At 69.5% G+C, this 23,293-nt stretch carries 21 protein-coding genes and 1 pseudogene; 12 read left to right on the top strand and 10 right to left on the bottom strand.

Going from position 1 to position 23,293, the window contains the following annotated elements; translation table 11 throughout:
- The first annotated feature begins 109 nt into the window (after nt 1-109).
- Complete coding sequence (gene ctaD, locus ACFFJD_RS05095) at nt 110-1,825, top strand: aa3-type cytochrome oxidase subunit I (protein ID WP_382361829.1); 1,716 nt, start codon at nt 110-112, stop codon at nt 1,823-1,825.
- 154 nt (nt 1,826-1,979) lie between these two features.
- Complete coding sequence (serB, locus tag ACFFJD_RS05090) at nt 1,980-3,185, top strand: phosphoserine phosphatase SerB (RefSeq protein ID WP_382361979.1); 1,206 nt, start codon at nt 1,980-1,982, stop codon at nt 3,183-3,185.
- Nucleotides 3,186-3,204: 19 nt separating this feature from the next.
- Here serB and ACFFJD_RS05085 read toward each other — a convergent pair whose 3' ends face one another.
- On the bottom strand, nt 3,205-4,374 hold the full coding sequence (locus ACFFJD_RS05085) for a polysaccharide deacetylase family protein (RefSeq protein ID WP_382361827.1): 1,170 nt from the start codon (nt 4,372-4,374) through the stop codon (nt 3,205-3,207).
- A gap of 69 nt (nt 4,375-4,443) precedes the next feature.
- On the opposite strand from ACFFJD_RS05085, the gene ACFFJD_RS05080 reads away from it, so the two are divergent.
- Nucleotides 4,444-5,184: an aminoacyl-tRNA hydrolase gene (locus tag ACFFJD_RS05080; protein WP_382361825.1), complete on the top strand. Its 741-nt coding sequence runs from the start codon at nt 4,444-4,446 to the stop codon at nt 5,182-5,184.
- 6 nt (nt 5,185-5,190) lie between these two features.
- On the opposite strand, the gene ACFFJD_RS05075 is transcribed toward ACFFJD_RS05080, so the two are convergent.
- Nucleotides 5,191-6,198, bottom strand: a complete 1,008-nt coding sequence (locus ACFFJD_RS05075) for an LLM class flavin-dependent oxidoreductase (protein ID WP_382361823.1) — start codon at nt 6,196-6,198, stop codon at nt 5,191-5,193.
- Nucleotides 6,199-6,268: 70 nt separating this feature from the next.
- Between ACFFJD_RS05075 and ACFFJD_RS05070 the strand changes: the two genes are divergently transcribed.
- Nucleotides 6,269-7,108 (top strand): ABC transporter ATP-binding protein, encoded by an 840-nt coding sequence (locus ACFFJD_RS05070; protein WP_382361821.1) that lies wholly within the window; start codon nt 6,269-6,271, stop codon nt 7,106-7,108.
- A gap of 63 nt (nt 7,109-7,171) precedes the next feature.
- Nucleotides 7,172-7,996 (top strand): NUDIX hydrolase, encoded by an 825-nt coding sequence (locus tag ACFFJD_RS05065; RefSeq protein WP_382361819.1) that lies wholly within the window; start codon nt 7,172-7,174, stop codon nt 7,994-7,996.
- A 9-nt stretch (nt 7,997-8,005) separates the two neighbouring features.
- Here ACFFJD_RS05065 and ACFFJD_RS05060 read toward each other — a convergent pair whose 3' ends face one another.
- Nucleotides 8,006-9,007, bottom strand: a complete 1,002-nt coding sequence (locus ACFFJD_RS05060) for a DNA polymerase domain-containing protein (RefSeq protein ID WP_382361817.1) — start codon at nt 9,005-9,007, stop codon at nt 8,006-8,008.
- 78 nt (nt 9,008-9,085) lie between these two features.
- On the opposite strand from ACFFJD_RS05060, the gene ACFFJD_RS05055 reads away from it, so the two are divergent.
- The 3 genes from ACFFJD_RS05055 to ACFFJD_RS05045 are packed head-to-tail and all read left to right on the top strand — an operon-like array spanning nt 9,086 to nt 12,092.
- Nucleotides 9,086-9,874 carry an enoyl-CoA hydratase/isomerase family protein gene (locus ACFFJD_RS05055; RefSeq protein WP_382361815.1) on the top strand — a complete coding sequence of 263 codons (789 nt, stop codon included), beginning with the start codon at nt 9,086-9,088 and terminating at the stop codon, nt 9,872-9,874.
- A gap of 10 nt (nt 9,875-9,884) precedes the next feature.
- Entirely contained in the window at nt 9,885-10,850 is a 966-nt protein-coding gene (locus ACFFJD_RS05050; protein WP_382361813.1) for a methyltransferase domain-containing protein, read from the top strand.
- A gap of 24 nt (nt 10,851-10,874) precedes the next feature.
- Nucleotides 10,875-12,092 (top strand): THUMP-like domain-containing protein, encoded by a 1,218-nt coding sequence (locus ACFFJD_RS05045; protein WP_382361811.1) that lies wholly within the window; start codon nt 10,875-10,877, stop codon nt 12,090-12,092.
- 18 nt (nt 12,093-12,110) lie between these two features.
- Here the strand turns inward: ACFFJD_RS05045 and ACFFJD_RS05040 are convergent, their stop codons facing one another.
- On the bottom strand, nt 12,111-13,457 hold the full coding sequence (locus ACFFJD_RS05040) for an outer membrane protein assembly factor BamB family protein (RefSeq protein ID WP_382361810.1): 1,347 nt from the start codon (nt 13,455-13,457) through the stop codon (nt 12,111-12,113).
- A gap of 110 nt (nt 13,458-13,567) precedes the next feature.
- Between ACFFJD_RS05040 and ACFFJD_RS05035 the strand changes: the two genes are divergently transcribed.
- The 3 genes from ACFFJD_RS05035 to ACFFJD_RS05025 all read left to right on the top strand — a co-directional run bounded on the left by ACFFJD_RS05035 (nt 13,568) and on the right by ACFFJD_RS05025 (nt 16,218).
- Nucleotides 13,568-14,320 carry an acyltransferase gene (locus tag ACFFJD_RS05035; RefSeq protein WP_382361808.1) on the top strand — a complete coding sequence of 251 codons (753 nt, stop codon included), beginning with the start codon at nt 13,568-13,570 and terminating at the stop codon, nt 14,318-14,320.
- 157 nt (nt 14,321-14,477) lie between these two features.
- A complete protein-coding gene (locus ACFFJD_RS05030) occupies nt 14,478-15,998 on the top strand; it encodes an HNH endonuclease signature motif containing protein (RefSeq protein ID WP_382361806.1) in 1,521 nt (506 codons plus the stop codon).
- A complete protein-coding gene (locus tag ACFFJD_RS05025; RefSeq protein WP_382361804.1) occupies nt 15,958-16,218 on the top strand; it encodes a hypothetical protein in 261 nt (86 codons plus the stop codon). The genes ACFFJD_RS05030 and ACFFJD_RS05025 overlap by 41 nt, the downstream gene beginning before the upstream one ends.
- 8 nt (nt 16,219-16,226) lie before the next feature.
- Here the strand turns inward: ACFFJD_RS05025 and ACFFJD_RS05020 are convergent, their stop codons facing one another.
- The gene (locus ACFFJD_RS05020) at nt 16,227-17,198 is read right to left on the bottom strand and encodes a glycoside hydrolase family protein (protein WP_382361802.1); all 972 of its coding nucleotides are present in this window, start codon (nt 17,196-17,198) and stop codon (nt 16,227-16,229) included.
- Nucleotides 17,199-17,298: 100 nt separating this feature from the next.
- A complete protein-coding gene (locus ACFFJD_RS05015) occupies nt 17,299-18,324 on the bottom strand; it encodes a DUF2804 domain-containing protein (protein WP_382361800.1) in 1,026 nt (341 codons plus the stop codon).
- 98 nt (nt 18,325-18,422) lie between these two features.
- Between ACFFJD_RS05015 and arfB the strand changes: the two genes are divergently transcribed.
- Nucleotides 18,423-18,863 (top strand): alternative ribosome rescue aminoacyl-tRNA hydrolase ArfB, encoded by a 441-nt coding sequence (gene arfB, locus ACFFJD_RS05010; RefSeq protein ID WP_382361798.1) that lies wholly within the window; start codon nt 18,423-18,425, stop codon nt 18,861-18,863.
- A gap of 27 nt (nt 18,864-18,890) precedes the next feature.
- On the opposite strand, the pseudogene ACFFJD_RS05005 reads toward arfB, so the two are convergent.
- From ACFFJD_RS05005 to ACFFJD_RS04990, 4 genes and pseudogenes are all read right to left on the bottom strand, one after another.
- Nucleotides 18,891-19,487 (bottom strand): annotated as a pseudogene (locus ACFFJD_RS05005) (AIM24 family protein).
- 114 nt (nt 19,488-19,601) lie between these two features.
- Nucleotides 19,602-20,855: a glycosyltransferase family 4 protein gene (locus ACFFJD_RS05000; RefSeq protein WP_382361796.1), complete on the bottom strand. Its 1,254-nt coding sequence runs from the start codon at nt 20,853-20,855 to the stop codon at nt 19,602-19,604.
- Nucleotides 20,852-22,381 (bottom strand): 1,4-alpha-glucan branching protein domain-containing protein, encoded by a 1,530-nt coding sequence (locus tag ACFFJD_RS04995; protein WP_382361794.1) that lies wholly within the window; start codon nt 22,379-22,381, stop codon nt 20,852-20,854. The genes ACFFJD_RS05000 and ACFFJD_RS04995 overlap by 4 nt, the downstream gene beginning before the upstream one ends.
- A gap of 2 nt (nt 22,382-22,383) precedes the next feature.
- A complete protein-coding gene (locus ACFFJD_RS04990; protein ID WP_382361792.1) occupies nt 22,384-23,184 on the bottom strand; it encodes a class I SAM-dependent methyltransferase in 801 nt (266 codons plus the stop codon).
- Between the last annotated feature and the right edge of the window lie 109 nt (nt 23,185-23,293).

Below are 23,293 nucleotides of genomic sequence, written 5' to 3'. Positions count from 1 at the left end.
CGGGCTCGGTCTGGTTTACGATCAGAGGACAGCGCAGACGGCGTCGTGCCGTTTTGTGCCTTGCATGGTTAGAGTCCAGGCGCCGGTCGGGCGCCCAGGAGGAGGATCTGTGACCGCGTTAGACCAGCCGACGACCGAGGTGACTCCGGTTCGTCCGTACCCAGAGCGCTATCAGCGCAAGGGTTCGTTCTTTTACAAAATGATCACCACGACCGATCACAAGCTGATCGGTCAGATGTACATGGTGGCCTCGTTTGCGTTCTTCCTGGTGGGCGGCTTGATGGCCCTCCTGATGCGCGCCGAGCTGACCCACCCGGGACTGCAGTTCCTCTCGAACGAGCAGTTCAACCAGCTGTTCACCATGCATGGCACCGTCATGCTGCTGATGTACGCCACCCCGATCGTGATCGGCTTCGCGAACTTCGTGCTGCCGCTGCAGATCGGTGCTCCGGACGTCGCCTTCCCGCGTCTGAACGCGATGGGCTTCTGGCTCTTCCTGTTCGGCAACCTGGTGGCTCTGGGCGGCTTCCTCACTCCCGGTGGCGCCGCTGACTTCGGTTGGACCGCGTACACCCCGCTGACCGACGCCGTGCACTCGCCGGGCTTCGGCGCCGACCTGTGGATCATGGGTCTGGGCGTCGCCGGTCTGGGCACCATCCTCGGCGCCGTCAACATGATCACCACCGTGGTCTGCCTGCGTGCACCCGGTATGACCATGTTCCGCATGCCGATCTTCACCTGGAACATCCTGGTGACGAGCGTCCTGATTCTGCTGATCTTCCCGCTGCTGACCGCGGCCCTGATGGGCCTGGAGGTGGACCGTCAGTTCGGCGCCCACATCTACGACCCCGCCAACGGTGGCGTCATCCTGTGGCAGCACCTGTTCTGGTTCTTCGGCCACCCCGAGGTCTACGTGATCGCGCTGCCGTTCTTCGGCATCGTCTCCGAGGTCTTCCCGATCTTCGCGCGCAAGCCGCTGTTCGGTTACTCGGGCCTGGTCTACGCCACCCTCGCGATCGCCGCACTGTCGGTGGCCGTCTGGGCGCACCACATGTACGTGACCGGCTCCGTCCTGCTGCCGTTCTTCTCGTTCATGACGTTCTTGATCGCGGTGCCCACCGGCGTGAAGTTCTTCAACTGGATCGGAACGATGTGGAAGGGTCGAATGACATTCGAGACTCCCATGCTGTTCTCGATCGGCTTCATCGTGACCTTCCTGTTCGGTGGCCTGACCGGTGTGCTGATGGCCAGCCCGCCGATCGACTTCCACATCTCGGACACCTACTTCATCGTCGCGCACTTCCACTACGTCCTGTTCGGCACCATCGTGTTCGCCACGTACGCCGGCATCTACCTGTGGTTCCCGAAGATGACCGGTCGCATGCTGGACGAGCGCCTGGGCAAGTGGCACTTCTGGCTGACCTTCATCGGCTTCCACCTGACCTTCCTGGTTCAGCACTGGCTCGGTAACGAGGGCATGCCGCGTCGTTACGCGGACTACCTGCCGACCGACGGTTTCACCACGCTGAACGTGATCTCCACGTCGGGTGCGTTCGTCCTGGGTCTGTCGATGATTCCGTTCCTGTGGAACATCTTCAAGAGCTACCGCTACGGCGAGGTCGTCACGGTCGACGACCCGTGGGGCTTCGGCAACTCGCTCGAATGGGCCACCAGCTGCCCGCCGCCGCGTCACAACTTCACCGAGCTGCCGCGGATCCGGTCCGAGCGTCCTGCGTTCGAACTGCACTACCCGCACATGGTCGATCGCATGCGCGACGAAGCGCACGTCGGCTGGGGTAGCGAGAAGCACGCGGAAGCGAAGTAGTTCCGCAACCCGGTAGAAGTACCTGATCCACCAGGCCCGCCCGAGTCCTCCTCGGGCGGGCCCGGTGCATCTCGGGGACGGGCGGCCGCAGACCCCATGCCGGTGTGCGGCCGGAAACGCCGTGGCCCATAATTCAAGGGTGGCTAGCGCAGAGATGGATTCGTCGGTACTTCTTACGGTGAGCGGGCCGGACAAGCCCGGCGTGACGTCGTCGCTGATGACCGTCCTGACCGAATGCGGTGTGGACCTGCTCGACGTGGAGCAGGTGGTGATCCACGAGCACCTGACCCTCGGCGTGCTGGTGTCCACCGACCGTTCCGCCCACGCGCTCCGGGAGACGGTGTCGCAGGCGCTGGCCGAGCACGGGATGGACGTGGTGGCCCGGCAGAACGACGAGGCGGGCGTCCGCGGGCCGTCCAGCCACGCGGTGGTGATCCTGGGCAGCCCGATCGCCGCGGAGGCCTTCGCCGCCGTCGCGGCCGCGCTCGCCGAGCAGGGCGGGAACATCGACTCGATCCGCGGCGTCGCCGACTATCCGCTCACCGGTCTGGAACTGCTCGTCACCGTCGACGACGGCGACGACGCGGCCCTGCGCAAGGCGCTGGGCGCGGTCACCGGCCGCTACCCGATCGACCTGGCCGTCGAGCGTGCCGGGCTGGCGCGCCGGGCCAAGAGGGTCATCGTCTTCGACGTCGACTCCACCCTGATCCAGGGCGAGGTGATCGAGATGCTCGCCGCGGAAGCCGGTCGGGAAGCCGAGGTCGCGGCCGTCACCGAGGCCGCGATGCGCGGCGAACTCGACTTCGCGCAGTCGCTCCATCAGCGCGTGCGCGCGCTGGAGGGCCTGGACGCCTCGGTGATCGACCGCGTGGCACAGTCCATCGAACTGACGCCGGGTGCGCGCACCACCATTCGCACCCTGCACCGCCTCGGCTATCACTGCGGTGTGGTCTCCGGCGGCTTCCGCCAGGTGATCGAGCCGCTCGCGGCGGACCTGGAGCTGGACTTCGTGCGCGCCAACACCCTCGAGGTGGTCGACGGCAAGCTCACCGGCCGCGTGATCGGCGAAGTGGTGGACCGGCCGGGCAAGGCCCTCGCGCTCGCCGCGTTCGCCGCCGAGATGGGGGTGCCGATGGAACAGACCGTCGCGGTCGGCGATGGCGCCAACGACATCGACATGCTCACCGCCGCCGGCCTGGGCATCGCGTTCAACGCCAAGCCGGCGCTGCGGGAGGTGGCCGATGCCACGCTCGATCATCCGTTCCTGGACGCGGTCCTGTTCATGCTCGGCGTGACCCGCAACGAGATCGAGGCCGCCGACGCCGTCGACGGCGGCGTGCGGCGGGTCCCGCTGGCCTGATCGCCCCGGACGAGGGGGCTCAGCGCTTGGCGTCGATCGCCACCGCGGGCAGCTTCTGGAGATCGGCGATCACCTGCGGATCCTGCAGCTCCATCCAGGCGATCACGTCCTGGTAGGTGGCGCAGACGGTCTCCGGCTTGGTGCACGCATCCCGCATGAAGTCGGCGGTGGCCGGGTTGAAGGCGTTGGCGTTCCACTCGTTGAAGTGGTTGGCGATCACCAGGGGAGCGCGATTGCCCTCGTAGGCGCGCTTGTACATGTAATCGTATGTGGAGCGGACCGCTCGGCGGATCTTCGGGGCGTCCTTGGGGCGATCGCGCGCGCCGTTGTAGGTGTACCAGAAGTTGTAGTCCAGCGCGGTCTGCCGGTGCTTGAGGGCGGGCGAATACACGTAGGGAATGGGGAACTCCCAGATCCCCCGTTCCTTGGTGGGCCAGAAGATACCCGGCTGCGCCGCCGCCATCGACGAATCCCACGTCATGTGGTGCTTGCGGAGCGCGGGGAACAGGGCCTTCGGGGTGCCCTCGAGGCACTGGGTGCGGCCGCCCTTGACCACCTCCGGTCCGAACGCCAGATCGGGGCCGGTGGTGATGCCGTTGTTGGTGCGCCAGTTGACCATCAGCGAGAAGAACTGATCGAGTTCGTGGTTCCAATCGGCGGTGGTCCACGCGTTGCCCGGATAGGACGTGCCGGCGCAGAAGTGGCCGACGTAGTGGGTGCCCATCTCGTGGCCGTCGTACCAGGTCTTGTTGAGGTACTCGATCTCCTCGATCACCTCGGCCTTGGTGCCGCCGAAACCGATCGCGGCCTCGCCCGGCTTGCGGCCGGGGGCGCGGTACTTCTTGCGGGCCGCGTCGGTGAGGAAGTACAGCCCGGTCATCAGTGCGCTGAAACGGGCGTCGGTCTCCTTGGCCGTCTCCAGGAACAGGTCCCAGTTGGGGCCGACGCCCACACCGTCGAAGGAGAACAGAATGAACTGGGGTGGTTTGGCGCCGGGCGCCAGCTTGGTCAGCGGAACATTCGACTCGGCGCGCACCGGCACGACGGGTGTCGGGTCGGCGGCGACCGGAACCCGGACGGCATGGCCGGAGGTGTCGCTCGAACACGACAGCGTGCCGGTCGATAGCAGCGCGGCGGCCAGGAGCATGGCGGCGGTTCGGGCCGGCCATCGGCGGGTCGTCGCAGGCATGGAGCCCTTTCACGGTGGGTGCTGAGCGTGTGTGGGTGTGAGCGTATCCGCTGAGCTACGGTGTGCTCGATGGCACTATCGCAGAACTTTGCCCGGCTTGCGCATTATTCGCCGCGTGGCGTCGATCCGGACGACCCCGGCCAGGTGCTGGCCATGCCGTTAGTCTTGCGTATCGAGAAGTCGACGCCGCCGGACCGGGCAGCGCTGCTGGAGGCGGCGGCGCAGGCGAGTATCGCGGCCTGCCTGGACCCCAGGGCCGAGCCCGGAGGCGAATGGGCCGAGGCCTTCGATGCCTGGTGCGCCGGCCGTATCCGCAAGATCGCGCGGCGTGCGCGGGGCGCATCCTGGGCCGCGGTCCAGGAACTGCCCGGCGTCACCGCCCAGGTGGGAGCGGCCCAGGCCCGTGCGCTGGTGCCCGGGCCGGTGGGCCGGGCCGACCGGCGGGTGACGAAACTGCAGATCGAGGGCACCGACATCGCCGGGGAGCTTCCGTCGGCGCCGCGTGCCGACGGGCGCGGGGCCCGGTTGCGCCTGTGGACGGCGCCCGACCTGGCGATGACCGTCGGCAAACTCGCCGCCCAGGTGGGGCACGCGGCCATGCTCGGTGCCGAACTGGTGCCGCCGGACGCCGCACCGCGATGGGCCGAGGACGGCTGCCCGGTGCAGGTGTGTCAGGCCGATCGGCGCCGGTGGGCGCAGCTGCTCGCGGCCGCCGAGCACGGGCGTGCCGCGGTGGTCCGCGATGCCGGGTACACCGAGATCGCGCCGGGGTCGGTCACCGTGATCGCCGAGGCCCTGCCTGCGGAGTGATCGCGGTCAGGCGGTCGGCGCCAGCGCCCGCACGGTACCGAGCCAGACCGCACGGTCGGGGGCCATGGGCGCGAGCATGAGTTCGTCGGCGCGCGCGTACTCGGCGAAACCGGCCAGCGTGTCCCGCACCTGCTCCGGGGTGCCGACGGCGGTGTGGTGGAGCATGTCGTCCACCTGGCGGCCCACCGGACCGGCGAGCAGCGCGTCGGCCTGTTCGTCCGAGAGCGACGTGTCCCGGGCGAACAGGAACTTGGCTCGGTGCCGACGGGTCGCGTCGAACTGTGCGCGGGCGAGGTCGGCGTCGTCGTCGGCGATCACGCCCGCTGCGGCGATCACATAGGGCTCGGCGAGGCCGCCGAACTCGGCTTGGAGGGGACGGAACTCGCTGCGGTACAGGGCGACGGCCTGCTCGAGTGCGGCCGGCGCGAAGTGCGAGGCGAAGGCGTAGGGGAGCCCGAGGTAGGCGGCGAGCTGCGCGCCGAACAGGGACGAGCCCAGGATGTACAGCGGCACATCGGTGCCTGCACCCGGCGTGGCCACCACCCCGGATTGCTGCGGGGTGCCGCGCAGGTACTTCTGCAGTTCCACGACGTCGGCGGGGAACTGTTCGGAGGCGGCGGGGCTCCGGCGCAGCGCCGCGAACGTCGCCTGGTCTCCGCCGGGGGCGCGGCCGAGGCCGAGGTCGATGCGGTCCGGGTACAGCTCGGCAAGCGTGCCGAACTGCTCGGCGATCGCCAACGGCGAATGGTTCGGCAGCATGACGCCGCCGGCGCCCAACCGGATGCGGCTGGTGGCCGCACCCATGCGCGCGATCAGCACGGCCGGGGCGGCCGAGGCGATGGCCGACATGTTGTGGTGCTCGGCGTACCAGAGACGTCGATAACCGGTGGTGTCAGCGAACTCGGCGAGCTCCAGGGAGTGCCGCAGCGATTCGCGGACCGTCTCGCCGGCTCCCACCTGGGCCAGATCGAGCAGGGACAGGGGAACATTCGACAGGTTCACGGTCTGGTTCAAGTCCGCCGCCACCGGTTGTATTCCCGTGGGCCTCCCGCACCCGAGCCGCGCGGTCGTCCATCATGGTGGGGTGACTGATGCGCAGACCGACCCGGACCTGATTCTCGATTTTACCGACGTGCGCCTGGTACGCGGCGGCAAGACCCTGGTCGGACCCATCGACTGGAAGGTGGAGCTCGACGAGCGCTGGGTGATCATCGGGCCGAACGGTGCGGGCAAGACGTCGCTGCTGCGGATGGCCGGGGCCGTCGAGCACCCCACCGCCGGCACCGCCTTCGTGCTCGGCGAGCAGCTGGGGCGCACCGACCTGCGGGACCTGACCACGCGCGTCGGTCTGGTGAGTTCGGCGACGGCAGGTCGTATTCCGCCCGGCGAGGTGGTCGCGGACCTGGTGATCTCGGCCGGCTACGCGGTGCTCGGCCGGTGGCGCGAGGACTACGACGACTTCGATCGGCAGCGCGCGGTGGAGGTGCTGGAGTCGATGGGCGCCGAGCACCTCGCCGACCGCACCTTCGGCACCCTGTCGGAGGGGGAGCGCAAGCGCGTGCTGATCGCCCGCGGGCTGATGACCGATCCGGAACTGCTGCTGCTGGACGAACCGGCGGCCGGGCTCGATCTGGGCGGGCGCGAGGAGCTCGTCGACCGTCTGAGCCGGTTGGCCCTCGATCCGGATGCCCCGGCGATGGTGCTCATCACCCACCACGTGGAGGAGATCCCGCCGGGCTTCACCAACCTCATCATGCTGTCCGAGGGCGAGGTGACCGCGCAGGGGCCGCTCGCGGACACGCTGACCGCCGAGAACCTGACCGCGACCTTCCGGCAGAACATCGCGCTGAGCCGGGAAGACGGACGCTACTTCGCCCGCCGGGCGCGCCGGGCCGGCGGGCACCGGCGAGCCGCCGACGTCTGAGGGATACAGTCGAGCCATGACGAGTGAGCGCTTGCTCACGCCGCCCGAGCAGGAGACGAAACCATGAGCGCTGACAGCCCGCACGAGATCGCCCCGCTGCGTGATGCGTCGACGGTCGTCCTGGTGCGCGACGGCGGCGAAGGCATCGAGGTCTTCCTACAGCACCGCGTGCAGCAGATGGCCTTCGCCGGCGGCATGACCGTCTTTCCAGGCGGTGGCGTGGACGATCGTGATCGGGACGCCGCGATCCGGTGGGCCGGGCCCGAGGTCGGGTGGTGGGCCGAGCAGCTCGTCACCGACGAGGCGACCGCCCGCGCGCTGGTCTCGGCCGCGGTCCGCGAGACCTTCGAGGAATGCGGCGTGCTGCTGGCCGGCACCGCCACCCAGGTCTGCGCCGACCCGTCGATCTACGGCGCCGAACGGGCAGCGTTGGTGAGCAAGGAACTGTCCTTCGCGCAGTTCCTGCAGAACCACGACCTGGTGCTGCGGACGGACCTGCTGACACCGATGGCGCACTGGATCACGCCGAAGAACGAGCGGCGCCGCTACGACACCCGGTTCTTCCTCGCGCAGGTGCCGGACGGTCACGACGCAGACGGCGCCACCACCGAGGCCGAGGCCACCGAATGGCGCACTGCCGACGCGGCTCTGGCCGACTGGCAGGACGGACGTCGCTTCCTGTTGCCGCCCACCTGGACTCAGCTGCGCGACGTCGCCGAGTTCGCGACGGTGGCCGAACTGGTGGCCAAGCCGCGGGTCCTGACCCCGATCGAGCCAGAGGTCTCCGACGGCCAGGGCATTCTCGGGCTTGGCTTCACCGGTGCCGACGACTACTTCGCGGCGCTCAAGGACGGGCGTCTGGACCGTCTGCGCGACGCAGCCAAGTAGCCCACCGCGTCACCTACTCTCCGAGTCGGCAGTGTCATCGTCGGCCTCGTCTCGGTCCGCCCACTCCAGCAGGGTGTCCAGCCGGTGTGCGGACTCCTCCATCGGTGCGAACAGGTCGCCGCGTCGGGCGAACCGCTGCGGCATGGTGGCGACGGTGAAGTCGTCCGGTTCGGCGTCGTCGACCTCCGACCAGTCCAGCGGCGCGCTCACGGTGGCCCGCGGGGTGGAGCGCACCGAGTAGGCCGCGGCCATGGTGTGATCGCGGGCGTTCTGGTTGAAGTCGATGAAGACCTTCGCCGGGTCCCGGTCCTTTCGCCACCACACCACGGTCGCGTCCTCGGGGAGCCGCCGCGTCACTTCGCGACCGAAGGCGCGGGCGGCGCGGCGAACGTCGGCGAAACCCCAGTCCGGGGCGATCCGGACGTAAATGTGCAGGCCGCGGCCGCCGGAGGTCTTCGGGAAGCCTCGAATGCCGAGCTCGTCGAGGAGCTCCTGCGCGGCGCGCGCGACGCGTCGCGTCCGCGCTAGATCGCAGTCGGGCATCGGGTCGAGGTCGATCCGCCATTCGTCCGGAAACTCCACCGCCGTGCGCCGGGAGTTCCACGGATGGAACTCGACGGTCGACATCTGCACCGCCCACAGCACGGCGGCGAGCTCGGTGACACAGAGCTCGTGGACCGTGCGCTGATAGCGCGGAAAGTCGATGCCGACGGTCTCGATCCAGTCGGGGGCGCCCGCGGGCAGCTTCTTCTGGTGCACCTTGGGTCCGGCCAGACCCTTGGGTCGCCGGTGCAGCATGGTGGGGCGCTGATCGAGGGCGGCCACGATGCCGGGCCCGACGGCCCGGTAGTAGTGGGCCAGATCCAGTTTGGTGATTCCGGTGCCGCGCGGCCCGGGCGCGTCCGGGAAGTAGATGCGATCGGGACTGCTGAATCGGACGATCCGCCCCGGACGCGCCCCGTCGGCGCCCGGCGGTCCCGGTACGAGCAGTTCCACGGCGTCGCCACCCATAGCCGGATTCTACCGACGAGTACCCCCGTGGCGGGTGCAGTTGGGAACGACGGGCATCCACCCGGTAACGTGCCTGACATGGCTGAGTTCGTGACCTTCGAAACCGCCCCGGACCACCCGGGCGTCGGCATCATCGAGCTGCGTCGCCCGCCGATGAACGCACTGAACCGTCAGGTTCAGGACGAGCTCGTCGCGGCCGCCGCGGAGGCGAATGCGCGCGACGACATCAAGGCCGTCGTCGTCTACGGCGGACCCAAGGTCTTCGCCGCCGGCGCCGACATCAAAGAGATGATCGACATCACGGCCACCGAGATGGCGAAGATCGCGCGCGGCTTGCAGCGCGGCCTCGGGGCGATCTCCGAGATCACCAAGCCCACGGTGGCGGCCATCACCGGTTACGCCCTGGGCGGCGGACTGGAAGTGGCGCTCGGCGCGGACCGCCGCATCGCCGGCGACAACGCGAAGCTCGGCGTCCCCGAGGTGCTCCTCGGCGTGATCCCCGGAGGCGGCGGGACGCAGCGTCTGGCCCGCCTCATCGGCCCGTCGCGGGCCAAGGACATGGTGTTCACGGGTCGTTTCGTCGGTGCCGAGGAGGCGCTGGCGATCGGTCTGGTCGACGAGGTCGTCGCTCCCGACGACGTCTACACCGCGGCCGTGACGTGGGCGGCCCGGTTCACCGGTGCGGCCTCGGTGGCGTTGGCCGCCGCGAAGGCCGCGATCGACGAGGGCCTCGACACCGACCTGGAAACCGGGTTGAAGATCGAAGCGCACCTGTTCGCTTCTCTCTTCGCCACCGACGACCGTGCGATCGGCATGGCGTCGTTCATCGAGAATGGCCCCGGCAAGGCCGACTTCACCGGAAAGTAGCACCACCTTCATGACGACGATCGACGATCCGAAGCCGAACCCGCACGCTACCGCCGAGCAGGTGGAGGCTGCGCTCACCGACACCAAACTGGCCCAGGTCCTCTACCACGACTGGGAAGCGGAGAGCTACGACGACAAGTGGTCGATCTCGTTCGACGAACGCTGCATCGACTACGCGCGCGGCCGCCTGGACCGCATCGTGCCCGACGCCGATCTGCCGTACGGGCACGCGATGGAGCTGGGCTGCGGCACCGGCTTCTTCCTGCTCAACCTGATGCAGTCGGGGGTGGCCACCAAGGGGTCGGTCACCGACCTGTCGCCCGGCATGGTGAAGGTGGCGCTGCGCAACGCCGAGGGCCTCGGGCTCGACGTGGACGGCCGGGTGGCCGACGCCGAGAAGATCCCGTACGACGACAACACCTTCGACCTGGTCGTCGGTCATGCCGTGCTGCACCACATCCCGGACGTCGAGCAGTCGCTGCGCGAGGTGCTGCGCGTGCTCAAGCCGGGCGGCCGTTTCGTCTTCGCCGGCGAGCCGTCGACCCTGGGCGACTTCTACGCCCGCTGGATGAGCCGGGCCACCTGGTGGGCCACCACCACCGTCACCAAGTTCGGGCCGCTGCAGTCGTGGCGCCGCACGCAGGCCGAGCTCGACGAGTCCTCGCGGGCCGCGGCACTCGAGGCCGTCGTGGACATCCACACCTTCTCGCCGCAGGACCTGGAGGACCTCGCGACCGCAGCCGGCGCCGTGGAGGTGAAGTCGGCCAGCGAGGAGCTCGCGGCCGCGATGCTCGGCTGGCCGGTGCGCACCTTCGAAGCGGCCGTCCCCGGCGAGAAGCTGGGTTGGGGCTGGGCGCGCTTCGCCTTCGGTGGCTGGAAGCGGATGACGTGGCTCGACGACAACGTCCTGTCCAAGATCGTGCCGCCGCAGTACTTCTACAACGTGCTCATCACCGGGGTGAAGCCGACCCCGTAGGGGCGTCGACGTCGACCGACCGCCGTGACCTACGCCCTGAGTCCAGAGGACGTCGCCTTTCTGCGCTCGCGGTACGGCAGCAAAGCGCTCGAGGTGGCCGCGCAGTTCGCGCTGACCTCATCGTCGCTGCTCGCTGACCTCACCGCGCTGCGTTCTCGGTACCCCGAGCATGCGGCGGCACTGGTCGAGACCGTCCGCGCCCGGCGCCGAGCGGCGGGCAAGCTGGCGAACGCCGACGAACTGCTGGCCGACGACAACGCCGTGCAGCAGGCCACCGCGACACCGGTCGCGGCGCTGCGTGCCGCCGAGATCGCCCGCCGCCATCCGGGTGCGATGGTGCACGACCTGACGTGCTCGATCGGGGCGGAGCTGTCCGCGCTGGCCGCCGAGCCCGGTATCGGCGCGGTGCTCGGCTCGGATCTGGATCCGGTGCGGCTGGCCATGGCGCAGCACAACCTGGGTCTGCTCGGCGGCGTGGCGCCCACGCTGCTGCGCGCGGACGCGCTCACACCGACGTCGACGGCCGACCTCTTCATCGCCGACCCGGGACGCCGCAACAGCGGCGGCCGGGTCTTCGGCATCGATCAGCTCGATCCGCCGCTGCTGGAACTGCTCACCGTCTACGCCGGGCGGCCGCTGGTGGTCAAATGCTCACCCGGCCTGGACTATCGGCACTTGCGCACTCGCTTCGGTTTCGACGGTCAGGTCCAGGTGGTCTCCCTGGACGGCGGGGTCCGCGAGGCCTGCCTGTGGACCGAGGCGGCCGGGCAGCCCGCCAATCGCGCCAGCGTGCTGCGCAGCGGGCCGGACGGCACCACCGTCTACGAGGTCACCTCCGACGACCCGGACGAGCTCGAGGAGCCGGGGGTGGGGGAGTGGATCGTCGACCCCGACGGCGCGGTGGTGCGCGCGGGTCTGGTGCGGCATTACGCGCACGCCCACGGCCTGCGTCAGCTGGACCCGCAGATCGCCTATCTGACCGGAGACACGGTTCCCGCCGGTGAACGCGGCTTCCGCGTGATCGAACGATTGCCGGTCGCCGAGAAGGCGCTGCGCGGAGCGCTGGCCGCACGCGGCTGCGGCAGCCTGGAGGTGCTGGTGCGCGGCCTGGACGTGGACCCGGATCGACTCCGCAAGCGACTCAAGCTCAAGGGGACCGAGCCCTACGCGCTCATCCTGACGCGCATCGGACGCCAGGGCGTGGCGTTCCTGTGCGAACCCGGCGTCCGCGCGGCCGCCTGACGGCGCGCGGCAGCCGAACTACCGGGGACTGAAGTAGAAGACCTCGCCGGCGTGGGTGGCCACCGCGACGCTGCCCCATGCCGAGACCGCGATACCGGTGGTGAAACCGGCCGCGTTCGGCAGTTCCAACGACCGCAGTGTCGCACCGTCGGACGTGGAGACCTCGGTCAACATCAGCTTCTGGTCGGCGCCCGTGCGCACCACGGTCCAGGCGCGGTCGCCGCCGGTGATCGTCGACAGGCTGACCGTCTCCAGATCGGTGCGCTCGGCGATCACCTCGGCGCCGTCGCCGGTGTCCTTGAGGATCGTCAGGGGAGCTCCGACCGTGCCGGTGGGGATGAGCACCCCGTCCGGGGACACGGCCAGCGTCGCGAAGCCGAAGCCACCGAGATCGTGATTCCATCGCGGCGAGCCGTCGGCGGCGTCGTAGGCGTAGAGGCGACCGTCGCGGCCGAAGGCGTACACCGTCGTGCCGTCGGCCGAGACCGTCGGCGGACCGACCATGCCGCCGGGCACCTCTACGTGCCAGCGCTGAATGATCTGGCGCTCGACGTCGGTGGGCTTCCCACCATCGGCCAGCAGGGCGGACTCGGCGTAGGTCAGGGCGCTCAGCTGCGACTGCGCGGTGCCCTCGGGACGGAAGTTGAGGTAGAAGCGCTCATTGGCGGCGTCGACGGCCGGGGGCGCGGAGACCGCGCAGAGCGGGCCGCCGGTGACGCAGTCGCCGAGCCCGAACAGCGGCTCATCGGGTCGGGCGTCCGGCCGCAGCCGCACCTCCGGCGTCTCGAAGGCGTTGGTCTGGGCGTTGATCAGCAGGATTTGACCCTGCGTGGTCACCATCAGCACGCGGCCCGGTCCGGCGAACTTGGCCGAGACCGGGACCCCGATGACCGGCATCCGCCACCGGATGGAGCCGCCGCCGTTGAAGGCCAGGAACGTGCTCGACTCGCCGAGGTAGGGCTGCGAGTTCTGGTCGAAGGCCATGGCGTTGAGTTCGACGCCCGCGGTCATCCGCTTGCAGAAGTTCTTCCGGCCCGCGGCGTGGTCGAAGACGAACATGTTGCAGCCGTTGCCGGTGTTGGCCGTGACCCCGATGTCGCCCAGGGCGTTCATGGTCAGGGGAGCGCTGATGGGGCCGCCGGTGGGGCGGGTCCAGGCCAACGCCAGATCGTCCGGCGCGGTGACCGGCGTGTAGTTCGAGTTGGCGCCGTCGCCGCCGTAGGTGGGCCACCCGGCGGCCGGGATCGCGCGGACCTCGGTGTGCCCGTCGGAGCAGGCCGTCAGCATCAGTCCGATGATCGCCACCAGCGCGATCGAGGAGAGGGTACGACCGCGCCGCAGACGTGATCCGGCTGACTGCTGCATCCCTTGGGGTACCTTCCTTCGCCTGCCCCGGCCGCGGCGTGAAGCGCGGACGGGCCGTTCGGGCAAGACTCTATCGTGTCGGAAAATTGCGTCGATTAGGGTTTGTCCTCATGACCACCATGTGGAACGCCTCGTACCGTTCGCGCTGGCGTGCCGGATTGCGCCGCCGGGACCCCGCGCAAGCCCGTTTTCTCACCATGGACTCGCTCCGCTGGATCAAGAAGAACAAGGCCTGGACCCCCTGGTACCTGGTGCGTTACTACCGGTTGGCCCGGTTCCGGCTGGCCAACCCGCACATCGTGCTGCGCGGCATGGTCTTCCTCGGCAAGGACGTGGAGATCCACGCGACGCCGGAGATCTCGCGGATGGAGATCGGGCGCTGGGTGCATATCGGCGACGGCAACTCGATCCGCTGCCACGAGGGCAGCCTCCGGATCGGTGACAAGGCCGTCTTCGGCTGCAACAACGTGGTGAACGCGTACCTGGACATCGAGATCGGCGGCTCCACGCTGATCGCCGACTGGTGCTACATCTGCGACTTCGACCACGTGACCGACCACATCGGCATTCCGATCAAGGACCAGGGCATCGTCAAGGGCCCGGTGCGCATCGGCGCCGACACCTGGGTGGCCACCAAGGTGACGGTGCTGCGGAACACGATCGTCGGGCGGGGCAGTGTGTTGGGCGCGCACGCGGTCACGCGCGGGGTGATCCCAGACTATTCGATCGCCGTCGGCTCGCCGGCCCGCGTGGTGAAGAACCGCCTGGAGGCCTGGGAGGCCGGCGCCGAGCAGCGCGCCGAGTACGAACGGGCGCTGGCCGACATCGAGCGCAAGAAGGCGCAGGCCGCCCAGAGCGACTGAGCCGGACCCGGGGGAAGGCTCCGGGCCGGCCGGTCGGCGAGGTCCGCCGCCGCAGCCCGATGTAGGCGTCATTCTTGTCGGTGGGTGGGTCTAGCATGGCTTTAGAACACCAGAACTAGTTTAAGGTGTGCTGACTCGCTTGGGGAGGTGAGTAGCCATGGCGCAGCGAACAGCTTCGAGGTGGCCCGACGCCGACCTGACCGCCTGCGGCCTCCCCGCTCCCGGCACCGACCTCGCGAACCTGCCCACCGGTGCGGTGGTCGCGGCGATCACCGCGACCAAGAACGGACAGTGCTTCCTCGATTGGCAGTTGTTCCAGTTCGCGTTGTCCATGTTCGCCCGCGTCTGCGCCTCGACGAGCGACCTCGTCGCGACCCAGAAGTCGCTGATCGACGCCGAAGCCCAGACGACGCTGGAACTGCAGATGAGTCTGGAGAGCACCGAGTACGCCGCCGAAGCGCTCCTCGCCGACGCCCTCGACGCGCGGGATCGACTGCCGCGCGTGTACGCGACCATGCGGCTGGGTCTGATCGACCGCGATCGCTTCCACCGCATCGCCCACGAGGGCCGCTTGGTGGTCGACGAAGCCATCATGGCCATGATCGACGCCCTGATCGCCAAGGAGATCACCGGCGCCCAACGCGGCTATACCTCGATCTCGGTGGCCAAGACCGGCGCGCTCGCCCGCCGACTCGTCGCCGAGAACGATCCCGATGCCGCGCGCCGCGAACGCGAGAACGCCAAAGACGGCCGCAGCCTCGGCCACCAGTCCCTGGAAGCCGGCATGGCGCAACTGTTCCTCACCGCAACTGCCGAGGACGTCCGCCTCGCGCGCCAGATGCTCGACGCAGTCATCGCCGGCCGCTGCCCCGCAGACCCGCGCACCAAGACTCAAGCCCGCTCGGACGCCGCGATCGCGCTCCTGCAGCGCAAGCAGTTCACCTGCGAATGCGACACCGACGGCTGCACCGCGCAGATCAGCGAGGTCGAACTCGACGCGCGTGCCGCGCGAATCGTCGTGCACGTGCTGTGCGACGCCACCACCCTGGATGGCGGCGACAAGTGCGGCTACCTCGACGGGCACGGCCCGATCTCGGCCGAACACGTCCGCGAGATTGCCGCGCGCGATGATGCCGTGATCCACCGGCACCGTCTCGACGACCTGCTCGAACCCAGCTCCGCTGCCGGACACGACTCTGCTGCGCGTCCCGAGGAGGCGGCGCTGCATCGACGAGCACCCCGCTCCGACACCCCGGACGAGCGCCGGGGCGATGACTCACGGCCCGAGACCGAAAACGGCGGAGAACCGGCCGCGGTGATCGCCAAGACCGCTCTTCCGAGCGATCCGTACCGTCCGAATCTGCTGACCGACCTGATCGCGCGGTTCCTGTGGGGCACCTGCTCCATCCCCGGCTGCGAGCGCGCGGCGTTCGCGTGCGATCTGGACCATGTGGCCGAGTTCGACAACGTCCATCCGGAGCTCGGTGGGCCCACGTGCGTTTGCAATCTGTTGCCCAAGTGCCGCTATCACCATTTGGTGAAGACGAATCTGGAGAGCTTCGTCGACGACCTCTGGATCGACTCGAATGGTCGTTACCACTCGAGCGTGACCACGCCCCTGGGGCAGAGGAGTCGAGGTGCTCGCGCCCAACCAGTGGTTGATTCCGCGCCTGGCTGATCTGCGCTGCACCCACCAGCTCGCCGGCCAACACGCCACCGGAATCGCCACCGGAACCGTCGCAGGCGGCCCGCAGCGAGCCTGCACCCGGACCGCGGCCAAGCACGCCCGGCGTCGGGCCGAACGCAAAGCCAATCACGACCGTCGCCTCGCCGAGCTGTCCGAGCAGCCCCCGGAGTCCATCGCCGCCGATCCTGTCGACGACGAGCCGCCGTTCTGAGGGCCGCGCTAGGGCGCAGACTCGCGCAGCACTCCGAAGTGCCGGACCGTTCCGGAGACGCCGGGCAATTCCTTGACCGGCGACCAGGTGTTCATTCCGTCGCTGCTGTCGGAGTAGAGGTACTTGCCCGCCTTGTAGGCGTCCAGATACAGGCGCCAATCACCGTTGGGCAGCTGCGTCACCGCCGGTCCCTCCACCAGGGTGCCCCACGGGCCCGGCGCCACGAACGAATACGGACCGCGCAAGGCGGGCGCGATCGCATGCTCGATCACCTTCTTGGTCTCGTTCTTGGTGAACGCGTGGTAGGTGGATCCGGCCTTGACCACGGTGGTGTCGATCCGATCGGCGCGGAGCCCGTCGAGGGGCACCGGCCAACTCCAACGCTCCAGCGATGAGTCCAGCGCGGTGAGCAGGTAGGGCACGAAGCCGCCGCCGGTCGACATCGACAGGATGAGGTGAACGCGGCCGTTGTCGATGAACCACTCCGGCGCCCACGCCTTGGTGGTGAACGGAGACAGGGACGGACCGTCTCGGAATCCCGCCGAACCGTTGATGCCCAGCGGATTCACCGGACCTTTGCCGTCGCCGGTGCCCGGCAGAAGGGCGCAGCACAGCGGTACCGGCCAACTCGCCATGGGTGTCCAGGTGAGGCGGTCGACACTGCGGGCGAAGCCGATGTTCGCGCCGTCGGCCGTGGTGTGCGTGAGGTAGTACATCCCGTCGGTGTGCCGGAAGATGCTCGGATCACGGACGAACCCGGAGGCGGGTCGGTATGCCCCCAGCTTCAGCGGAGTGAAGTCGGTGCCGTTGCGCGACTCGTAGACGTCCATGACGCGGGCGCTGGTGTTGCTGAACGCGACCATCGTGTACCGATCGGTGGCGGTCGGTTCCGCGGTCGCGGTGCCCGGCGCCAGCATTCCGGCGAGCGCAAGCGTCAGCGTGGCGACGACGGTACGGCGACGCCTCCGAGAAGGTCTCATTCAGGGAGTATCGGCGAGAACCACCAGTACCATCCACCCCTGTGGCCACATGGGCGCCAAGTTGTGACCCTCCGTCGAACGAGGCAGTCCGCCGAGTCGGCTACCAGCGATTGTGGACGTGTTCGGCGAAGCCGGTCAGCCCGCTGAACTCGATCACTTCCAGGCCGGTGTCGTAGCTGCCCGACCAGGTGCCGAAGCACTGGTCGGTGGCACCGGACAGCACGCCCAACTGCATGCGGCTGCGCTTGTCGTGGAAGGGCACCAGCTCAGCGGACAGTCCGCCGCCGGACAGTCGCCACGGCGCGAGGAAGTCGGTGGTCGAGTAGTCCCAGCGCAGCTCGGCGCCGATCTTGTGCAGGCGACCGTCGATCACGATGCCGTTCTCGGTGACACCGGTGCCCGTGGTCCATTTGCCGCCGACCTGCAGACCGATGGTGTGCCCACCGGATCTGCCGGAGCCGGCGCCCCAGTTCCAGGTGATGTTGTACGGCCACCGGCCGCGCCCGTGGTCGAGCACCGCCCAGGATTCGCCCTCGGGCAGCGTGTACTCGGTCCCGCGGATGATCAGCGACCCGGATGCAGGCAGCGCGACGTCCTTGACCGTGTACTGGAACCGGGAATCACTCCACGGGACCACGACGGCCAGGCAGTCGTGCGCGGCGGGCCGGCTGACGACCACATCGATGACCCCGTCGGGGATGGTGGCCCGCAGCCGCGTGCCGCCGTCGGCGATCGGGGTGAGGTCGATCGCGAGCTTCTTGGCGCGCGCCCGGGTCGGCCCGTCGGCGAGCGAGGCGGGCAGTGTCACGCCGCGCGGCGGCAGGACGGTCGCCGATTCGCCGACCTCCTCGCCGGTGGTGCGGTCGAAGATCCACACCTCGTGCACCGCCGCGTAGTCGATCGAGGAGACGGTGAGCGCCGCGATGTGGGTCGGAGTGATGACGTTCCAGTACTCCCACCGCTTGTTGCGTCCGCGTCCGTGCGAACCGTGCCCGATACCGGCGGTGTCGACGAGGGGCCAGCGGGCGAAGCCGACGGCCTCGCGATTGAGCCGGCCGTCGGGAAGCGTCAAAGAGACCCGCTCGGTGAGTTCGCGCTCACGGGCGGTCGGATGATCCGATTGCATGCGCACGAGCCTACGGGGGCCGCGAGCGCGGGCGTAGTCGAGCGCTCGGGGCGAATAACGGTTGGCCATCGCGCGCGCCGCCGACCAGAATGGCAGCCGTGGACGATCTACTCATCGCGCCGGGCCCGGGGGCCCCGCACGGCCTGCGGGTACCCGCATCGGAGTTGATCGAACAGTTCTCCCGCTCGTCCGGCCCCGGCGGCCAGGGGGTGAACACCACCGATTCCCGCGTCCAGCTGAGCCTGGACCTGGCGACGACGACGGCCCTGGACGAGGCTCAGCGTGCCCGTGTGCTGCGCATGCTCGCATCGCGACTGGACGGCAGCGTGCTGACCATCGCGGCCTCACCCGAGCGTGCGCAGCGCCGCAACCGGGTCGCGGCCCGTCAACGCCTCGCCGACCTGCTTCGCGAGTCGGTGGCGCCGGAGATCCCGCGCCGCCCCACGCGGCCCACCCGCGGTTCCCAGCGTCGTCGACTCGACGCCAAGACCCGACGCGGGGCGGTCAAGGCGAACCGCCGTCGGCCCGTCGCCGACTAGCTTCCGCGCCGAGGTCGGGCGGTGGGGTCAGGCGGTGGGGATGGCGGGGCCCTCGCTGGGCTGGACCACCACGAAGCCCGGGCCGTGGAAGGCGAGCTGGAACGACTCGCCCGAGCCGCGGCCGATCAGCGAGCCCATCTTGAAGTCGTTCTTCAGCGTCGGCGTCAGATTGGCCGACCAGCACACCGCGGCCTGCGGGTCGACGTAGGTGGGCTGCTGGGAGCAGTCGAGGATCATCGGCGGGCCGTCGCTGGTGACACCGACGACGCCGTGCCCGGACAGCGTCAGGTTGAACAGCCCGCCCGCCATCATCCCGGCGTTGCCGATGGAGGTGATCTTCCAGGTCAGCGAATCGTCGAAGGCGAGGAGGCTGGAGGTGTTGACGGTGATGGCCTCCTACGGGCCCTCCAACTGCAGGGTGAACACGTCCTGGGCCCGTCGGGCGAAGAAGACCTCGCCCTGACCGGCCACCCGCATCAGCTGGCCGCCCTCATTGCTGATGGCCTTCTTCAGGAAGTTGCTGACCGAACCGGAACCTTCGTGCTTGAAGTCGAAGACGCCCTGGTAGGCCACCATGGCGCCCTTGGCGGCCAGTGCCCCCGGACCGAAGGCGACGCGCAGCATCTTGGCCGACTGCACCGTCCACCGCTGCCCGGTCTCCTTCTCGCGGTTGGTCTGGTCGAACAGGGAACTGCGCATGTGTCCATCTCTCCATCTCCGGCCGCCGCGGCGACCGGCTCAGTTCTCGTGGTCGCGCTCCGGAAGGGGACGCAGGGGGATCTCCGGCCGCGCGAGGTCGCGGTGCCGGCGTCGGGTGGCCACCTGATAGACCGCCGCGGTGCGCTCGGCCACCACCGGCCAGGTGAACTCCTCGGTGAGCACGGCGCGGGCGCGGTGGGCCCAGACCGCCGCGTCGTCGGGCTGCGCCAAGGTGCGGCACACGGCCTCCACCAGCGCCGGGACGTCGGCGGGGGCGAAGGTGGCCCCGGTGGAGCCGTCGACGACGGCCTCGCCGAGTCCGCCTGCGGTCGAGGTGACCAGCGGAATTCCCGACGCCGCCGCCTCCAACGCGACGATGCCGAAGGGCTCGTAGCGGCTGGGCAGCACGATCGCCGCGCAGCGCTGCATCAGGGTCACCAGACCATCATGGTCCTGCCGCCCCACGAAGGCCACCGATGCGGCGACCTCGTGCTGCTCGGCGACCTGCGTGAGCCAGGTCAGCTGGGTGCCGTCGCCGGCGACGGTCAGCGTGGTCCCGGGGTAGGCGCGCTGGATGGCGGGCAGCGCGGCCAGCAGGTCCTGCACGCCCTTCTCGTATTCGAGGCGACCGGCGAACAGCAGCTCGGCCGGTCCGTCGAGCGCCGGGCGTTCGGCGAACGCCCACGCGGTCAGATCGATGCCGTTGTGGATCACGGTGATCGGCGCCAGCTCCGGGCCGAAGAGGGCCGACACCTCGTCGCGCATCGAGGTCGAACAGGTGATGAGGGCGTCCGCGGAATTGGCCAGCCACCACTCCACCGAGTGGACCTGCCGGTTGACGTGCCCGGCCACCCAGCCCGAATGCCGACCGGCCTCGGTGGCGTGCAGGGTGGCCACCAGCGGCGCGTCGAAGTACTCGGCCAGGGCGATCGACGGGTGCGCGACCAGCCAGTCGTGCGCGTGCACCACGTCGGGCGTCCAGTCGCGCCCGAGATGGCGCAGCGCGGCCCGGATGAAGCTGTGCCCCATCGACAGCGTCCACGACATCATGTCGACGCCGAAGTCGAACTCGGTCGGATCCTCGGCGGCGGCCACCACCCGCACACCGTTCACCACGGTGTCGGTGGTGGGGTGGGTGGACGGATCGGTGCCCGACGGCTGCCGGGTCAGCACGGTCACGTCGAGTCCCTGGGCGGCCAGCGCCTCGGCCAGGTAGTGCACGTGGCGACCGAGGCCGCCGACGACCACCGGCGGATACTCCCAGGACACCATCAATACTTTGCGGCCCGTCATCGGAGGCTCCCGTCGCGTGCAGGCAGGCGGCGGGCGTCGAGCGCGCCGAAGAGGTTGTCGGCGTGGCGCCAGCCCCGCGCCAGTCGTGCCGCGTGGTCGTCGTGTCCGGCGGCCGCCGCGGCGCAGATCTCCCGCGTGGCGTGGGCGTGCTTGTAGGCGCGGTCCTCGGCGTAACCGGCGGCGGTGTCCTTGGACACCATGAACGGCCAGTCCGACTGCAGGGTCATCAGCGTTTCGCGCAGCACCTGGTCGGCGGTGGCGTCGCGGGCCGCGGCGCCGTCGAGTCGCTTGTCGAGCACATCGAGCGCGGTCTCGGAGACCTCCTCGTTCAACCGGACCAGGTGTTGGACCTGCGGGCCCTCCCAGACGCGCCAATCCTTGCCCGATCCCCAGGAGGAGTCGGCCAGCTCGACGGGTTCGCCGACGAAACCGTCGGCGCGCGCGTTCGCGAGCGTGCCCACGGTGACGCCGATCTCGGGGAGACGACGCAGCACGCGCTCGAGCCACACCGGGCCCTCGTGCCACCAGTGGCCGTACAGCTCGGTGTCGAACGCGGCGACCACCAGTGCGGGGCGGCCGATGCGGGCGGACTCGTCGATCAGGCGCTGCCGCACGCTGCCGACGAAGTCTTCGACGTGCGCCTCGATCACGGCGTCGACCAGCGCCGGGTCGTAGGGCTTCTTCGCCTCGCCCGGGACGTTCTTGCCGGTCACCCGGAACGGCTTGAAACCGGTCCGGTGGTCGTAGGTGTGGAAGTCGCGGTACGCGCTGTGGCCGGGATACCCCGACTTCGGCGACCACACGCGATAGCTGACGGTCAGGTCGCGGCCGAAGGCGACCACGTCGGTGCCGGCCACCGGCCGGCCCAGCGCGGTGTCGCCGCGCAGCGTGGGCCCGTCGACCATGAAGTGCTCGACGCCGGCCTCGGCGTAGTCGTGCTCCATGCCCGGGGTGTAGGCGCATTCGGGCGCCCAGATCCCGGCCGGCTTGCGGCCCCAGCGCAACTGCGCGTCGGCCAGGCCCTCGGCGAGGGACAGGCGGCGCAGGCGCGGATCGAGCAGCGGCTGGAACGGATGGGCCAGCGGTCCGCCGAGCAGTTCGAGGACTCCCGACGAGGCCAGGGCGCGGATCTGCGGGCTGCCGCCGTGCCGCCAGTGCTGCTCGAAATCGGCGAGCGCGGCGGCCGCCTCCCGATACTCCCGGTGGCCGCTGACACGGCGGTCCGGATCATCGTCGAGCGCGGCCTCCATGGCGCGCAACTGCCAGTCGGCGAGCCACTCGTACATCGAGGAGGTCGCGTGCGGATCGTCGAGCTGGGCGGCCAGCACCGGGGTGATCCCGAGCGAGAGCTGGTCGGTGAAGCCGTCCTCGGCCAGACGCCGCAGCATGGCGTACAGCGGCAGGTAGCAGTTGGCCCACGACTGGTAGAGCCACTCCTCGCCGACCGGCCAGCGGCCGTGATTGACCAGCCACGGCAGGTGCGAATGCAGAACCAGGGTGAACTGGCCGGGTACCGGGTCGACCACGGTCACGAGTCGGCCCGGCGGGTGGCGATCGCCAGCAGATCCAGGCTGGTGTCGATGTCGCGCTCGTCGGCGTCGACGATCTCGAAGTCGGCGGCGGTGATCCCGGCGACGTCGGCGACCAGCTCGGCCGGCCATTCCTGGGCGGCCAGCGCGCGCTCGATCTGGGCGTCGATCAGCGAGCCGCCCCATTTGGCGTCCAGCTCCCGCAGGCGCGGGCCGTGGAAGACGCCGAGCATGGCGTGCACGTCGAAGCCGTCGTCGGTGAGCAGTCCGGTGAGTTCGGCGGCGTTCAACTCCCGCGTGTGGAAGGGGTTGAGCGGCGTGTCCAAGCCGGGGGAGAAGGTGATGCGGTTCGGAGTGCTCATCAACAGTTCCCCGCCGGGGCGCAGCACCCGGTGGCATTCGGCCACGAAACCGGGCTGGTCCCAGAGGTGTTCGATCACCTGGAAGTTGACGACGAGGTCCACTGAGCCGTCGGCCAGCGGCAGATCGATCAGGTTGCCCTGGTGCACGGTGACTTCCGGGTAACGGCGGCGCGTGTGTTCCACGGCCTGCTCGTCGTAGTCGACGCAGACCACCGAGGCGGCGCGCCGGGCCAGCTGGGCGGCGCCGTAACCCTCGCCGGAGCCCGCCTCGAGGATGTCCTTGCCCGCACCGCGCGGCTCGATGAAGTCGTAGGCCACCTCGTGGCGGCGGAACCAGTAGTTCTCCGCGGGAATGCCGGGCACGGTGCGCTCGCCGGTGAGGGCGAGGTGCTGATCCACGTCGAGGGGACGCTCGGACGAGGCCGGGGAATCGCTCATCTGCACGACACTAGGGCATGCACGGGGCCCGGCTCCGAGTCGCCCTGGCCGGGGCGGACGCCCGCAACCCTCCCGAATGTGAGTAAGACGACGCGGTTTCCTCCCGGGT

It is taken from the genome of Gordonia phosphorivorans, assembly GCF_042432625.1.
Classification (GTDB): Bacteria; Actinomycetota; Actinomycetes; order Mycobacteriales; family Mycobacteriaceae; genus Gordonia; species Gordonia phosphorivorans.
This window is presented reverse-complemented; position numbering and strand designations above follow the sequence as displayed.